Here is a 15,477-nt window from a genome sequence, read left to right on the forward strand (position 1 = left end):
GAAGTATGAAGTTCTTCTCTGGCATCTTCAGACTTGAGTAAATACCAGTACCTTTTATTAAAAAATTGATTAATATACATTTGATGCTCATGTAGGATACAGGCAGTAATGGTTGAATTGGGAGATGAATCTATACAACTCCCTTAAGTCTCTGGGTATTGCTGACCCAAGCGGCATCGGCTGGTTGGCAGTAGTGTTTACGTTTCTCTTTGCTTGGCTAGTGACATGGCGTTTAATTCCAACGGTACGTAAGTTTGCCCTGCGAGTTGGTTGGGCTGACCAACCAAATGCGCGACGGCTAAATCGGGAACCTTTACCGAATGCCGGGGGTTTGGCTATTTATGCAGGAGTAATTGCCGCGTTAGTTCTTGCTAGTCTGTTACGACCGATTGAATTACAAAGTGTCTTGGCACAGGTGTTGACTGTGCTACTAGGAGGTTCAATCCTAGTGTTGGTGGGCTTTATTGATGATCAGTTTGGTTTACCACCTTCTGTACGCTTGTGGACACAGATCATCACGGCCTTGTTGCTGGTAGCCAATGGCATCAGCATCAAAGTTGCCTTCGGCACGCCTGTTGACTCACTCTTGTCAATGTTTATTACAGTATTGTGGGTGGTCGGGATTACCAACGCCATCAATTTGATGGATGGTATGGATGGATTGGCCGGGGGGATCAGTTTTATTACGGCGATGAGTTTGTTGGCAGTTTCCGCCCAATTTCCCAACAAAGCGGCAGCAACCTTAGTTTTGGCTGCTTTGGGAGGTGGGGCGTTAGGTTTCTTGCGCCACAACTTCCACCCCTCACGCATCATTATGGGTGACGCTGGAGCATACTTTTTTGGTTATGTTTTAGCTGCTACCAGTATTTTGGGTGATTTGCAGGTGACTACTGTCTTTTCTTTAGTACCGACAGTTTTATTTTTGTTATTACCAGTCTTAGATACTACCCAAGTGTTTTTACGGCGGCTATTAGCAGGAAAAAACCCCCTCAGTACTCCTGGCAAGGATCACCTCCACCACCGTTTATTAGCTTGGGGGTTCTCGCAAAGTCATGCGGCATTTACGCTCTGGACAATTACCTTAATTGGTAATTTGCTGGCAATGCACATCCGCGATATGCCTGTAACTGTGATAGTTGCTACCAGTGTGATCATTATTATTTTGTTGGGCTTTACCGTTTGGCAAAGAATATTACACAATTCTTAATTTTGAATTACATCACCATACCGCCATCAACATTAAAGACTTGACCAGTAATGTAATTTGCGGCGGAATCAGCAGCAAGGAAGCGCACCATCCCAGCTACTTCTTCTGGTTGCCCATAGCGACCAAGGGGGATAAATTTTAAAATTTCTTCGGTGTTGTTGAGATTGCTGGTCATATCGGTGGCTATGAAACCAGGGGCGACGGCGTTAACAGTGATTCCACGAGTTGCTAATTCTTTGGCAACGGTTTTAGTAAAGCCAATAACTCCTGCTTTGGCAGCACTGTAATTTGCTTGGCCAGGGTTGCCCATTTGTCCAGCAACAGAGGCAATATTAATAATTCGCCCAAAACGTTGCTTGAGCATGATTTTACTAACGGCGCGGGTACATAAGAAAACGCCAGTCAAATTCAGGTCAATTACGGCTTGCCATTCTTCTGGCTTCATCCGCAAAAGTAATGTGTCGCGGGTAATTCCGGCATTGTTAATTAAGATATCAACTCGACCAAATTTTTCTGTGGTGGCGTTGATTAGTGCCTCTACTTGATCTATTTGGGAAACATCAGCTTGCAATGCGATCGCCTGTCCCCCTACAGAGGTAATATCTGTAACTACCTCATCTGCTGCCGTACTGGAACTAGCATAATTAACAACAATACTAGCCCCATATTTCGCTAATTCAAGTGCGCTCGCCTTTCCAATTCCCCGTGAACCACCAGTAACAATAGCTACTTTTCCTTTGAGACTTTGCAAGTTTTCTGGCAAAACTTCCATAAAATATTCCTTAAGCTTTTGAATGACCGCGCTAATTATCTTATGGTGATTTGTGCTTGTTAATTCATTCAAAGGCAAGATTTTTGAGAGAGAATATCACACTTTAGATAAATGACTATTGACTATTGACCCTCGACTATAAAAATAAAATAATGTTGCAGCTATTCTTGAAAGCACGCATTAAGATTAAAAGCAATCCATAAAAATTCGGTGTGTGTCATATGGCCACTAAAAAACATTTCAACAGTTTTGAAGAAATGCTTTCTGGTTCCGATGTACCTGTATTAGTAGATTTTTACGCTGAATGGTGTGGCCCTTGCAAAATGATGGGGCCGATTTTAGATCAAGTTAATGCCCAATTGCAAGGCAGTATACGTATTGTTAAAATTGACACAGAAAAATACACCGAATTGGCTACTCAATATCGTATTGAAGCCTTGCCAACACTGATGTTATTTAAGGAAGGTAAGCCTGTGGATAAAATTGAAGGAGTATTGCAAGCACCCCAGTTAGTGCAACATCTCCAAACTTTAATTTAGATGTAACAGGTGATAGGTAACAGGTAACAGAGTTCAAATTTTTTGCTTAACCACCTGGCCTATTGCTACAGATTAATTTTCGAGTTTTGATCAAACAAAAATGGCTAATAGCTGTTCATGATCAATGATTAGCTATTAGCCATAAATACAAGTACAAGTAAGTTACAGTTTTTCTGGTTCTTCTAGAGGAACTGTACTTACTTTGGTAATTGTTGCTTGTAGGATTTGCGTATGCGAGATGGAATTGTTTGCCAATGTGAACAATGGATTTGACAAAATTCCGGCTATGGTAGTCGCAACTAAGCTGACCACTAAGCCTACTTGTAAAGGTCTTAGTCCAGGCAAATCCCAACGCACTTCGGGATAGTTCTTCACTACGTCGGACATTTCTTGGGGTTCTTTAACTACCATCATCTTGACTACGCGAATGTAGTAATAGATGGAGACAACACTAGTTACCAAACCTAGCAGAACTAATCCATAAAGACCAGCTTGCCAACCAGCCCAGAACAAGTAGATTTTGCCAAAAAATCCAGCCAGCGGTGGAATACCACCCAAGGACAGCAGGGAAAGACTCAATGCTAATGTCAACAGTGGATCTTTTTGATATAAACCTGAGTACTCGGTAATTTGGTCGGTTCCGGTGCGTAGGGAGAAGAGAATCACACAGGTAAAACCGCACAGGTTCATAAACAAATAAACCAGCAGGTAAAATACCATACTGGCGTATCCCGCCTCTGTACCAGCAATCAAGCCAATCATCACAAACCCAGCTTGAGCAATGGATGAATAAGCCAGCATTCGTTTCATGCTGGTTTGGGCAAGAGCCACCACATTACCCAAGATCATGCTGAGAATAGCTAGGGCTGTAAAGACAAATCTCCACTCGTCAGCCACCATTGGGAAGACTGTAGTTAGTAGGCGAATGGCGAGAGCAAACCCAGCCGTTTTGGAACCAACAGATAAAAAGGCAATGACCGGAGTCGGAGCGCCTTCGTAAACGTCTGGTGTCCACTGGTGAAAGGGTGCAGCAGAAATTTTGAAGCCAATACCTGCAATGATGAAAACGAGGGAAATCACCAAACCTAATGATTGGCTGACGTTGGCTGTAATGATACCATCGGCGATCGCACTTAATTCTGTTTGACCACCAGATAGACCGTACAGCAGCGAAACGCCGTATAAAAATACTGCTGTACTAGCAGCGCCAATCAACAGATATTTCAACGCCGCTTCGTTAGAGCGTGGGTCGCGCTTAGTATAGCCTGTCAGCAGATAAGAGGAAATACTTAAGGTTTCTAGTGAGATGAAAATCATCACTAACTCACTAGCCCCAGATAAGAACATTCCGCCTAGAGTAGCAGTCAGCAATATGGCGATGAATTCTGCTAGAGCAGTACCACTCTGCTCGATATAGCGAATTGACATCAATATTGTGACAATGGCAGACAACGCGATAATACCGCGAAACACAATACTGAGGTCATCACCAGTGAAGCCACCGGTAAAAGAGATGGGATTGACCGCATCCCATTGATAGTACAGGGCGACAATTGCAGCTAGTAAACCTGCGATCGCTGGATATCCAATCCAACGTGCGGATGTACGCCCTAAAATCAAATCAATAATCAAAACTCCCAAGAGGGTAACAATGATAATCCCCTCTGGTAGAATCGTTCCAGCATTTAACTGGGATGCAAGATTAGCAAAATCCATGAGATATATAGGGTTTGGCGATTAGACATTAAGGCTAACTTTGTTCATTTTATCTATTGTTCATTACCAAAGTTGCATTTACCTTTCTGTCTTAAGCATAGACTGACTCTTGTGTAAAATTAGCTTAAAAGAAGCGTACCAGCTAACTACCACTCAAGACTCTATCATTATCATTAGATTAAATTATAGTTTAAATTTTGAATTGGGCATTTTTTAAATATAGATGCTAGTCCAGGTATCCGTTAAACATGGTGACTAAATCAACAAGCCTTATTGCTAAATATACTTGTCGACAATTAACTTATACTAATTAGTTCTATGTAAAATTTCACTTAATAATTCCGCTTGTCTTCCTTGACATTCTTGGCAGTTAGTTAAAAAATAAATGCCTGTTTATCGAGAATTGCTATCAGTACAATTTACTATTTCATCAAACATTAAATATTTCAGGACTTACGCACAAGCTAGGTAAAATCTAACCACAGAGACCCAAAGCTCTCAGAGTAATGAGAGTTTGAGAGATTTTTGCGTAACTTTAGTATTTTAAATTATTCCGTTCTCGATATTAAATCTTCCAGTTCTTGAGGCAAATTGAAGTATCCATTAACTTCTGAGTTAAAATTTATAACTTGAGTAACAGCATCTATATTTAAATTTCCATAGATGTGAGGAAATATTTCTCCTGTCTCAGCAGCTTCGTAGCGGATTTCCGACTTAACTTTCTTCCTATCAATCAACAATATAACTAATTCTTTTTTATGATAAAAAAATCTGTTAGCTACTTGGATAATTTGGGATACTTTTGAGCAATGAATAAAACCTTCATTAGCTAGAGATTCTGCAATATATATATCCTGATCTTGAGCTTGTTCCCATTGTAAGCGTTGTGTAATGTGTAGAAGAAAGGGAATATTAGATTTGGGGATTTCTGCGTTATCTAATAGTTGGATAAAATCGCATTTATCTAAGTCTTTAATTACTATTTTAGCTCCAGCATCGAGTAATTTTTCTGCTGCTTGATACTCACCTATACCAATGAAACTGATATTTAAATTTTGGGCAGCCTTGACATCCCAAATGCCATCACCGACAAATACAATTTTTAGGAAATTGTCAACATTGTAAATATTTTTAGCTTCGATAATAGCAGTATTAATAATATCTTCTCGTGAAATGCCATCATCAGATGAAGCTAATGGGATATTTTCTATTACTAAGGTTGCTTTTTGCAGTTTTAATATAGCAGAATCATACCATCCACCAGTAGCGATCGCTACACACCATGTAGAAGAATTTTGCAGTTCAGCCAATCTCTTATCAGCGCCAAGAATACTTGTAAATAGATATTCTTGTGTACTAACTGCCTGTTGAAGTTGAGTAATAAAAGACTTTTTTAACCTTTCAATCTCTGTTTTGGATGGAACATGATTTAATCTTTCTTGAAAAATTTGCTGAGTAATGCCAGAGTCTGTAACATTTTTATAATCATACCAATTTGGATTAATATCCAAAAAATCAAATTCTGATGCAAAAGCGCTGAGAAAACAGTCTTCATCAATTTGATTTGTACTAGTGAGTGTGCCATCAATATCAAAAATTACTAAGTTCATATAATGCTCATATTTGATTTCTGAAAAAATTATATATCTGTAAGGTAGTGATTAACTACTATATTCTCCATAGATTAAGAGTTATATTAAAAATTTCCACGCTGCATATAGCTCGAAAATCTTTTTGCGGCTTTGCAACTATCCTGCAAAAATGGGTTGGATAAATTATAAAACTCAAATAAATCAACAATTAATTTTCATTTTCTACCAAAAATAAATGATTTTAATCTCTAATTAACGTGGTATACAAATATCTGGCGCACATAAACCAGAAAACTGCATTGTGGTTACTGCAAAGGTATTTAAATCTACGCAGCGAATAGCGTGATTATTGGTATCACTAATATATAAATGTGAACCCATAGAACTTAGTCCAGAAGGTTCAAAAAAGCGACTATCTTTACCTTGACCATCTTGTAAACCAGCTAAACCATCTCCCAAAATTGTTTGACAATTACCTGTATTCGGACTAACTAATTTAATTTTGTGGTTGTATGTATCTGCTACCCACAAAAAATTTTTGACATATTCCACGGCCATACAGTGTTGTAATCGCACATCTGTAGTTTGTCCATCTACATCACCAAAACCAAATAACTGTTGACTACCACAAACAGTTCTGACTTGAAATGGTTCAATAATTTTTACACTGCGAATTGTGCTGATTTCGCTGTCAGCAATATATAGTTGTTGTCCATCTGTGGTGATTCCACTGGGTTGAGCAAAAACCGATTCTGCAAGTGAACCATCAACACAACCTTCTGCACCTCTACCAGCATAAGTTTTGACAATGTTGGTGTCTAAATCCATTTGCCAAATTTGGTGTGAACCCGCCATTGCAATGAATAAAATATTTTCTACTTTGGCTAAATCCCACGGGGAATTTAACGCAGTTTCTAATCCAACACCGCTATGAGGATGAATGTTGCGGCTTTGTTCACCAGTTCCAGCAATTGTTTCGACTAATTGGTGTTTTAAATCTATTCGCCGCAAGGCATGATTTTCGGTATCAGCAACGTAAAGAATTTGATTTTCACGATCAAATACCATTCCTTGTGGTGCAGAAAATTGCGCTTGACTAAAACTACCATCAGTTAAACCAGATTTTCCTGTACCAATGATGTGGAGAACTTCGCCATCAAGGCTACTCATAACTAAGCGATGATGTCCAGTGTCAGCGATGAATAAACCTGCTGACGTGGCTAAGACTTTACCAGGAAAAGCTAAGGGTGAAATTATTGGCTGTTGCTGCTTTTCTAAAATATGGTTGATTTCTTGAAAGTTGATAGTGCCTTTTTTTTGGTGTTCCTCGATGACTTTTGCAATTAACTCGTCTAAAACTTCACGCTTACCTTCACCAGAAACGTACCCAACTACATAACCTTCTGGATCAATAATCATAAACGTCGGCCAAGCACGCACAGTATATTCTTGCCATACGCGAAAATTTTGATCTCCTAAAACAGGATGTTCAATGTCATAGCGGAGAATGGCTTGGCGGATATTTTCAGTTTGTTGTTCATTGTCAAATTTGGCGGAGTGAACCCCAATCACTGTCAGATTATCTTGATATTTCTGTTCTAGATATTTCAAGTCGGGGAGAATATGCAGACAATTAATACAGCAATATGTCCAAAAATCTAAGATGACAACTCTACCCCTAAGTTGTTTTAAGGACAAAGGTTTGTCAGTGTTCAGCCAAGCGTAATTTTGGGGAAGTTCTGGCGCTCTGACGCGGGGAGCCATGAGGTATCCTTTGGTGTTAAGGGTAGAGATATATAGAAGGTGACAGGTGACAGGTGACAGAGTTAACAGTCTTAATAAAAAACTGGATAAACTGACTACCACTGATTTAGCGGCTTGGGTACAACAAGCTAAGATTCAGACTGTACATGGAAAAGTATGCGATCGCATTCCACAATTATCTGTCGCTAACCCTGCTTGGTTTGCAGTTCACATCTGCTGTGTCTCAGGAAAAACTTACACTTCAGGCGACACAGATTGTGTGTTTCCTTTAATGAGTGTAATCAAAGTATTTTCCTTTCTGTATCTGCTAGAAATCATGGGAGTCGATACAGTTTTGCAATGGGTGGATGTTGAACCATCGGATGCGGCTTTCAATTCTTTTGATCAATTGATTACCGATAACGGACAACCCCGTAACCCGATGATTAATAGTGGTGCAATTACCCTAGCTGATAAATTACCAGGAAAGACAGCCAGCGATCGCACTCACAACTTATGTCAATGGTTAAATAAGTTAACAGGTTCCCAACTATTTTTAGATCAAGTCATGCTGGCTTCAGTACGCGCTTCACGTTCACCAGTTAACCAAGCCATTACAAATTATCTAGCCGAAAAAAATCATCTCGAAAATTCTGACATAGCTCTTGACACCTACGAGCAAATATGCTGTTTATCTGGAAGAGTAGAAGATTTAGCCTTATTAGGAAAAGCCTTAGCGAGTGGGAATAACTTACAGCATCATCGAATAGTTAACGCTGTCATGTTAACCTGCGGACTGTACCAAGACTCTGCTAAATTCGCCGTCAAAATTGGTTTACCAATGAAATCAGGCATTAGTGGAGGACTTTTAGCCATAGTACCAAACAACGGAGCGATCGCTTGCTACAGTCCCGCCTTAGATCCAGTGGGAAATTCTGTAGGTGCGATCGCTTTTATGGAAACTTTAGCCCAAAAATTAGAATTGAGTATCTTCTAAAAGAACTCCGCGTAACTTTGTCTTGAAAAGTTTGCTCAACGGGGGGAACCCCCGCACGCAACTTTTCGCTGCGTTTACCTCAGCGCCCCTTTGCGTTTAAAAATCCCATCTCTCATTCCTCCCCTTGAGGTGTGGGAATTGAACGACGCTGAAAATATTTACCCAACCTAGATTTTAAAGGCTCAGTTTTTGGTTGCTCAGGAACTTCTGTAGCTTGAGGCGTAGGTGTTACCTCTGGTTCTGGAGTAGGTGATTCAATAACTTGCGGTGTGGGTATTACATCTGGTTCTGGTATTGGCGACTGAGTAGCTTGAGGCGAAGATGTTACCTCTGGTTCTGGCGTTGGTGATTTAATAACTTGAGGTGTGGGTATTACATCTAGTTCTGGCGCTGGTGACTTAATAACTTTTGGTTCTGGTAATTCAGTAGGTTGAGGAGTTGGTATCACCTCTGGCGGTGTTTCTAGTGCTGGTGATTCAATAACTTGAGGGGTGGGTGTCACCTCTGGCTGTGGTAACTTAGTCGGTTGCGGTTCAACTACCTCTGGAATTTCTGGTGTGGGAATTGGTTCTGGTGTCGGTGTGGGAACGGGTGGCTTGGGAATATAACTTGGATCTACAATGCTGCGTACTTCATCAGCCTTAAGTTCACCCCTGACAATTCGAGAAAGTGTATCTTTACCCTTCGGTTGGTAGTTAACTAATCTCACAGTAGTGTTAAAGGCATTTTTGACAGTGTTACCTTGGTTATCCAAGAATTCCAGCTTCACCCAATTATTTCCAGGTTTAAAGCCTTTGAGGTAAACTGCTTGCCAGCGATCGAACACAAAGCTTTCACCATCAATTGTGCAACGAATCCGCCAATCACTGAACAGGTCATTAGGACTATCTGTAGCTCCTAAGCGCAGTGGAGCGTTGGTTAAGTAAAAGTCCAGCAAAATTGGTTCAGCACCATAACTACCTTGCGGACGGATATAAGTTAGCAGGGGCAAGCGAGAATCAGGACTGTTATCATCAGTTTTTGTAAAAATGTGAAATGTTGTCTGAGTATAAGCGCCTTCACTTTTAAAGCTTTCATGCCAAGGACGAGAGGCGAAAACCCGTAAAGTATGTGTACCAGGAGATAAATCAGACAAAACCAATGGCTGGCTTAAATCGTACACGGGGATGTAAGGCTGATTGTCTAAAATTACATGGAGATGAGGGCCTAATTCCCATTTTGGCTCTTTAAATATCGGTAAATCTTTTACCTGAAGCCGGACTGTAACTTTAGTGTCTGGGATGATCTCATCAAGTTGCGGCGTGACTATAGTCACCTGGGGGCGATACACTTCTAAAGTTGAACGTAGTTCTTGAATTACCTCTGGTGGCGCGACTTCAGTAAACTGCTGCGAAGTAGGTTGATATTTTTCGGTATGGCTAATAGGTGCATCTTGAGTAACAGCTTTCTCTGCACAGCTGTTTAAATTCAAAACCAACACTAGTATGATTAGCCACTTAAAAATAGTCAGACTCCTGGGGAGGATCTGCTTTAAAGCCTTCACGCACCACAAATTCATACCTTACACCCAGTTATAGTCTGCAAAAACTGCAAAATTATTTTGCCCTAAACCACCTATCGGACACCAGAGCCTAAAAGGTAAAATTTTGTTCAGTTACTATATATTTTTTCAAAATGCTAGGAAATTAGTAATTTTTTTGACAATTCTCGCTTACAGATATCTGACTCTCGTACCAAAAATATCTATAACTACAGTCCAGAATACTGAGTTTGTGCATATTATATCCATGAATCATAAATTTAACGAATTGTTATTCTTTGTAAATTAAATGAAGAAAGTCTTGACTTTTGGCTCAAAAGTTTAAAGTTAAAAGCTAGATCAGACAATTAATTTGGCTATTTTGAATTATTGTTAAAATCTCTCCAACAATGTACAAGTAAAGACTTTATAATTCAACAGAAACAAACTTCCACATAGCGTCTTCATCGCTCCTTCAGCCACTACTCTGGAGAAAGCGGCTAAAGATCAATTTGTGATTTCATGATTCCTCATTCCTTATCACGAGAGGAGGTCGAATGACGATTAGTCCTCCGGAGCGAGAGGAGAAGAAAGCAAGAGTAATAGTCGATAACGACCCGGTACCTACCTCATTTGAAAAATGGGCGTTGCCAGGACACTTCGACAGGACTCTAGCTAGAGGCCCAAAAACCACCACCTGGATTTGGAACCTCCACGCCCTCGCCCACGATTTTGATACACATACAAGCGATTTAGAAGATATCTCCCGCAAAATATTTGCGGCTCACTTCGGACACCTTGCCGTTGTGACAATCTGGTTGAGCGGGATGATTTTCCACGGCGCGAAGTTCTCTAACTACGAAGCCTGGTTAAGTGACCCGTTGAACGTGAGACCCAGCGCTCAAGTCGTTTGGCCCATTGTGGGACAAGACATTTTGAATGGTGATGTCGGTGGTGGATTCCACGGCATCCAAATCACTTCAGGCTTGTTCCAAGTATGGCGTGGCTGGGGTATAACTAACTCCTTCCAGCTTTACGTAACAGCTATTGGCGGCTTGGTATTAGCAGGCTTGTTCTTATTTGCTGGCTGGTTCCACTACCACAAACGCGCTCCCAAACTGGAATGGTTCCAGAATGTGGAGTCGATGTTGAACCACCACCTGCAAGTTCTACTAGGCTGTGGTTCCTTGGGATGGGCTGGACACTTAATTCACGTCTCAGCACCAATCAACAAGCTTTTGGATGCAGGGGTAGCTGTTAAAGATATCCCCTTACCCCATGAGTTCATCCTGAACAAGAGTTTGTTGATCGACCTGTTCCCAGGTTTTGCTAGTGGTTTAACACCTTTCTTCACCTTGAATTGGGGTCAGTATGCTGACTTCTTGACCTTCAAGGGCGGTTTAAACCCAGTAACTGGTGGTCTGTGGCTGACTGATATTTCCCATCACCACCTAGCGATCGCTGTACTCTTCATCATCGCTGGTCATCAATACCGCACAAACTGGGGTATTGGTCACAGCATCAAAGAGATCCTCGAAAACCACAAAGGCCCCTTCACCGGGGAAGGTCACAAGGGTCTTTATGAGAACCTGACCACCTCTTGGCACGCTCAATTGGCAACTAACCTTGCCTTCTTGGGTTCGTTGACCATCATCATCGCGCATCATATGTACGCGATGCCTCCTTACCCATACTTGGCAACTGACTACGCAACTCAGTTGTGTATCTTCACTCACCACATTTGGATCGGTGGATTCTTGATTGTGGGTGGTGCGGCTCATGCTGCCATCTTTATGGTGCGGGATTACGATCCTGTTGTGAATCAAAATAACGTTCTGGATCGGGTGATTCGTCACCGGGATGCAATTATTTCCCACCTGAACTGGGTGTCTATTTTCCTAGGCTTCCACAGCTTTGGTTTGTACATCCACAACGACACAATGCGTGCCTTGGGCCGTCCCCAAGACATGTTCTCAGACAGCGCAATTCAGTTGCAGCCAGTATTTGCTCAATGGGTGCAAAACCTGCACACCTTGGCTCCTGGTGGCACAGCTCCCAACGCTTTAGAGCCTGTTAGCTATGCCTTTGGTGGCGGTATCTTGGCTGTAGGTGGCAAGGTCGCTATGATGCCCATCGCTTTGGGTACTGCGGACTTCCTAATTCACCACATCCACGCCTTTACCATCCACGTAACTGTTCTGATTCTGCTGAAGGGCGTACTGTTCGCCCGCAGTTCTCGCTTGATCCCCGATAAAGCTAACTTAGGCTTCCGCTTCCCTTGTGATGGCCCTGGCCGTGGCGGTACCTGCCAAGTTTCTGGTTGGGATCATGTGTTCCTCGGATTGTTCTGGATGTATAACTCCCTGTCAATTGTAATTTTCCACTTCAGCTGGAAGATGCAATCTGATGTTTGGGGAACTGTAGACGCAGCTGGTAATGTGTCTCATATTACTGGTGGTAACTTTGCCCAAAGTGCCATCACAATCAACGGCTGGTTGCGTGACTTCTTGTGGGCGCAAGCTTCACAAGTAATCAACTCCTACGGTAGTGCTTTGTCTGCTTACGGATTAATGTTCCTAGGCGCTCACTTTGTTTGGGCATTCAGCTTAATGTTCCTGTTCAGCGGTCGCGGCTACTGGCAAGAACTAATTGAGTCCATTGTTTGGGCTCATAATAAACTGAAGGTAGCACCTGCCATCCAGCCACGCGCTCTGAGTATTACTCAAGGTCGTGCTGTTGGTGTAGCTCACTACCTCTTAGGAGGAATTGCTACAACTTGGGCATTCTTCCACGCACACATTCTTTCAGTAGGATAGCAATCAGTTATAGGGAGTGCTGAGTGTTGAGTACTGAGTGCTGAGTAATTAAACTCAAAGCTGAGAACTCATAACTCAGACTTCCAAAAGCTGAAACCTGATGGCTAAGGGTCAGAGGAAATATCAAAGCTATGGCAACAAAATTTCCAAAATTTAGCCAGGATCTCGCACAGGACCCAACTACGCGTCGCATTTGGTATGCGATCGCGATGGGCAATGATTTTGAAAGCCATGATGGCATGACCGAAGAAAATCTTTACCAAAAGATTTTCGCTACCCACTTCGGACATCTGGCAATCATCTTCCTCTGGGCTTCCAGCCTCCTGTTCCATGTAGCCTGGCAAGGTAACTTTGAACAGTGGATTAAAGATCCTCTACACGTCCGCCCCATCGCCCACGCGATTTGGGACCCCCACTTCGGTAAACCAGCAATTGAAGCTTTTACCCAAGCTGGTGCTAGTAATCCTGTAAACATTGCTTACTCTGGTGTCTACCACTGGTGGTACACCATCGGTATGCGGACAAACAGCGAACTGTACGTCGGTTCACTTGGTCTGTTATTATTCGCAGCCGTATTGTTATTTGCTGGTTGGTTGCACTTGCAACCCAAGTTCCGTCCCAGCCTTGCTTGGTTCAAGAGTGCCGAATCTCGCCTGAATCACCACCTTGCTGGTTTGTTCGGCGTTAGCTCTCTGGCTTGGGCTGGTCACTTGATTCACGTTGCTATCCCCGAAGCTCGCGGACAGCACGTAGGTTGGGATAACTTCTTAACAACTGCTCCCCACCCAGCAGGCTTGCAGCCATTCTTTACAGGTAACTGGAGCGTTTACGCTCAAAACCCAGATACAGCAGGTCACATCTTTAGTACATCTACTGGTGCTGGCACAGCAATTCTGACCTTCTTGGGTGGTTTCCATCCTCAGACAGAATCTCTGTGGTTGACCGACATCGCTCATCACCACCTAGCGATCGCTGTATTGTTCATCGTCGCAGGTCATATGTACCGTACCAACTTTGGTATCGGTCATAGCATCAAAGAGATGATGAATGCCAAAACTTTCTTTGGCAAAAAAGTTGAAGGCCCGTTCAATATGCCTCACCAAGGCATTTATGACACCTACAACAACTCTCTGCACTTCCAATTAGGTTGGCACCTAGCTTGTTTAGGCGTTGTCACCTCTTGGGTAGCGCAGCATATGTACTCCCTACCGTCCTATGCGTTCATCGCTAAGGACTACACCACCCAGGCAGCTTTGTACACCCACCACCAGTACATTGCGATTTTCCTGATGGTTGGTGCTTTTGCCCACGGAGCAATTTTCTGGGTACGTGACTACGACCCCGAACAAAACAAAGGCAACGTACTTGAGCGCGTATTACAGCACAAAGAAGCGATTATCTCTCACCTCAGCTGGGTATCGCTATTCTTAGGCTTCCATACCCTTGGTTTGTACGTTCACAACGACGTAGTAGTTGCTTTCGGCACTCCTGAAAAGCAAATCTTAATTGAGCCAGTATTTGCTCAATTCATTCAAGCTGCTCACGGTAAAGTACTCTACGGCTTAGACACATTGTTGTCTAACCCCGACAGTGTCGCCTACACAGCTTACCCCAACTACGCGAACGTTTGGTTGCCTGGTTGGTTGGATGCCATTAACTCTGGCACTAACTCTTTGTTCTTAACAATTGGCCCTGGCGACTTCTTGGTACACCATGCGATCGCCTTGGGTCTGCACACCACCACCCTCATCCTAGTCAAAGGTGCTTTGGATGCTCGTGGTTCTAAATTAATGCCAGACAAGAAAGACTTCGGCTACGCATTCCCTTGCGATGGCCCTGGTCGTGGCGGTACTTGCGATATCTCCGCGTGGGATTCCTTCTACCTATCCTTGTTCTGGGCATTGAACACAGTAGGCTGGGTAACATTCTACTGGCACTGGAAACACCTAGGTATTTGGCAAGGTAACGTTGCTCAGTTCAACGAAAACTCTACCTACCTGATGGGCTGGTTCCGTGATTACCTGTGGGCTAACTCTGCACAGTTGATTAACGGTTACAACCCCTACGGTATGAATAACCTGTCTGTCTGGGCGTGGATGTTCCTATTCGGACACCTCGTTTGGGCAACTGGCTTCATGTTCCTCATCTCCTGGAGAGGTTACTGGCAAGAGTTGATTGAAACCCTAGTTTGGGCGCACGAGCGTACTCCTCTAGCTAACCTAGTTCGCTGGAAAGACAAGCCCGTTGCTCTATCTATCGTTCAAGCCCGTGTAGTTGGTCTAGCTCACTTCACCGTTGGCTATGTCCTCACCTACGCTGCCTTCCTCATCGCTTCCACTGCTGGTAAGTTCGGTTGATCTGGCTACTAGTTTTGTAGGTAAGTAAAAAAATCCCCTGCCGCAAGGTGGGGGATTTTTATTGGCTCGGCATCTTACCCACTCTTTACAATAGACCTCTTGCAAAAGTCCCATGAGCGTGGGAAAAGTAGCTGAGAGCTTTCTTGACATCTATGAGCTACGAAAAGGTAAAGAACCTCAAACCAGAAGAATTCAAACGGCTGTGTGGTGTGCATCCAG

10 protein-coding genes are annotated in these 15,477 nt (G+C 42.8%); 5 read left to right on the forward strand and 5 right to left on the reverse strand.

Annotated features, from left to right (window positions below; translation table 11 throughout):
* The first annotated feature begins 124 nt into the window (after positions 1-124).
* The gene (locus tag IQ244_RS22665; protein ID WP_193898207.1) at positions 125-1,207 is read left to right on the forward strand and encodes an MraY family glycosyltransferase; all 1,083 of its coding nucleotides are present in this window, start codon (positions 125-127) and stop codon (positions 1,205-1,207) included.
* Positions 1,208-1,214: 7 nt separating this feature from the next.
* Here IQ244_RS22665 and fabG read toward each other — a convergent pair whose 3' ends face one another.
* The gene (fabG, locus tag IQ244_RS22670; RefSeq protein ID WP_193898209.1) at positions 1,215-1,979 is read right to left on the reverse strand and encodes a 3-oxoacyl-[acyl-carrier-protein] reductase; all 765 of its coding nucleotides are present in this window, start codon (positions 1,977-1,979) and stop codon (positions 1,215-1,217) included.
* A gap of 221 nt (positions 1,980-2,200) precedes the next feature.
* Between fabG and trxA the strand changes: the two genes are divergently transcribed.
* Entirely contained in the window at positions 2,201-2,518 is a 318-nt protein-coding gene (gene trxA / locus IQ244_RS22675; protein ID WP_193898211.1) for a thioredoxin, read from the forward strand.
* A gap of 162 nt (positions 2,519-2,680) precedes the next feature.
* Here the strand turns inward: trxA and IQ244_RS22680 are convergent, their stop codons facing one another.
* The 3 genes from IQ244_RS22680 to IQ244_RS22690 form a co-directional block, all read right to left on the reverse strand.
* Positions 2,681-4,234, reverse strand: coding sequence for an NAD(P)H-quinone oxidoreductase subunit N (locus IQ244_RS22680; RefSeq protein ID WP_193898213.1), 1,554 nt, complete (start codon positions 4,232-4,234; stop codon positions 2,681-2,683).
* Between the two features lie 548 nt (positions 4,235-4,782).
* Positions 4,783-5,844 carry a DUF952 domain-containing protein gene (locus IQ244_RS33260; RefSeq protein WP_193898215.1) on the reverse strand — a complete coding sequence of 354 codons (1,062 nt, stop codon included), beginning with the start codon at positions 5,842-5,844 and terminating at the stop codon, positions 4,783-4,785.
* Between the two features lie 234 nt (positions 5,845-6,078).
* Complete coding sequence (locus IQ244_RS22690; protein WP_193898217.1) at positions 6,079-7,590, reverse strand: thioredoxin-like domain-containing protein; 1,512 nt, start codon at positions 7,588-7,590, stop codon at positions 6,079-6,081.
* A gap of 46 nt (positions 7,591-7,636) precedes the next feature.
* Here IQ244_RS22690 and glsA point away from each other — a divergent pair, with 46 nt between their 5' ends.
* Positions 7,637-8,566: a glutaminase A gene (gene glsA / locus IQ244_RS22695; protein ID WP_193898219.1), complete on the forward strand. Its 930-nt coding sequence runs from the start codon at positions 7,637-7,639 to the stop codon at positions 8,564-8,566.
* Between the two features lie 112 nt (positions 8,567-8,678).
* Here the strand turns inward: glsA and IQ244_RS22700 are convergent, their stop codons facing one another.
* The gene (locus IQ244_RS22700) at positions 8,679-10,124 is read right to left on the reverse strand and encodes a hypothetical protein (protein ID WP_193898221.1); all 1,446 of its coding nucleotides are present in this window, start codon (positions 10,122-10,124) and stop codon (positions 8,679-8,681) included.
* A 518-nt stretch (positions 10,125-10,642) separates the two neighbouring features.
* On the opposite strand from IQ244_RS22700, the gene psaA reads away from it, so the two are divergent.
* The gene (gene psaA / locus IQ244_RS22705; RefSeq protein WP_193898223.1) at positions 10,643-12,901 is read left to right on the forward strand and encodes a photosystem I core protein PsaA; all 2,259 of its coding nucleotides are present in this window, start codon (positions 10,643-10,645) and stop codon (positions 12,899-12,901) included.
* Positions 12,902-13,032: 131 nt separating this feature from the next.
* Positions 13,033-15,258: a photosystem I core protein PsaB gene (psaB, locus tag IQ244_RS22710; protein WP_193898225.1), complete on the forward strand. Its 2,226-nt coding sequence runs from the start codon at positions 13,033-13,035 to the stop codon at positions 15,256-15,258.
* Positions 15,259-15,477 lie beyond the last annotated feature (219 nt).

The organism is Nostoc sp. LEGE 06077 (genome assembly GCF_015207705.1).
Taxonomy (GTDB): Bacteria; Cyanobacteriota; Cyanobacteriia; order Cyanobacteriales; family Nostocaceae; genus Nostoc_B.

Coding starts and splice junctions, on each gene's coding strand:
- IQ244_RS22665 (WP_193898207.1), top strand. CDS start 125: ATGAATCTATACAACTCCCTTAAGTCTCTGGGTATTGCTGACCCAAGC.
- fabG (WP_193898209.1), bottom strand. CDS start 1,979: ATGGAAGTTTTGCCAGAAAACTTGCAAAGTCTCAAAGGAAAAGTAGCT.
- trxA (WP_193898211.1), top strand. CDS start 2,201: ATGGCCACTAAAAAACATTTCAACAGTTTTGAAGAAATGCTTTCTGGT.
- IQ244_RS22680 (WP_193898213.1), bottom strand. CDS start 4,234: ATGGATTTTGCTAATCTTGCATCCCAGTTAAATGCTGGAACGATTCTA.
- IQ244_RS33260 (WP_193898215.1), bottom strand. CDS start 5,844: ATGAACTTAGTAATTTTTGATATTGATGGCACACTCACTAGTACAAAT.
- IQ244_RS22690 (WP_193898217.1), bottom strand. CDS start 7,590: ATGGCTCCCCGCGTCAGAGCGCCAGAACTTCCCCAAAATTACGCTTGG.
- IQ244_RS22700 (WP_193898221.1), bottom strand. CDS start 10,124: ATGAATTTGTGGTGCGTGAAGGCTTTAAAGCAGATCCTCCCCAGGAGT.
- psaA (WP_193898223.1), top strand. CDS start 10,643: ATGACGATTAGTCCTCCGGAGCGAGAGGAGAAGAAAGCAAGAGTAATA.
- psaB (WP_193898225.1), top strand. CDS start 13,033: ATGGCAACAAAATTTCCAAAATTTAGCCAGGATCTCGCACAGGACCCA.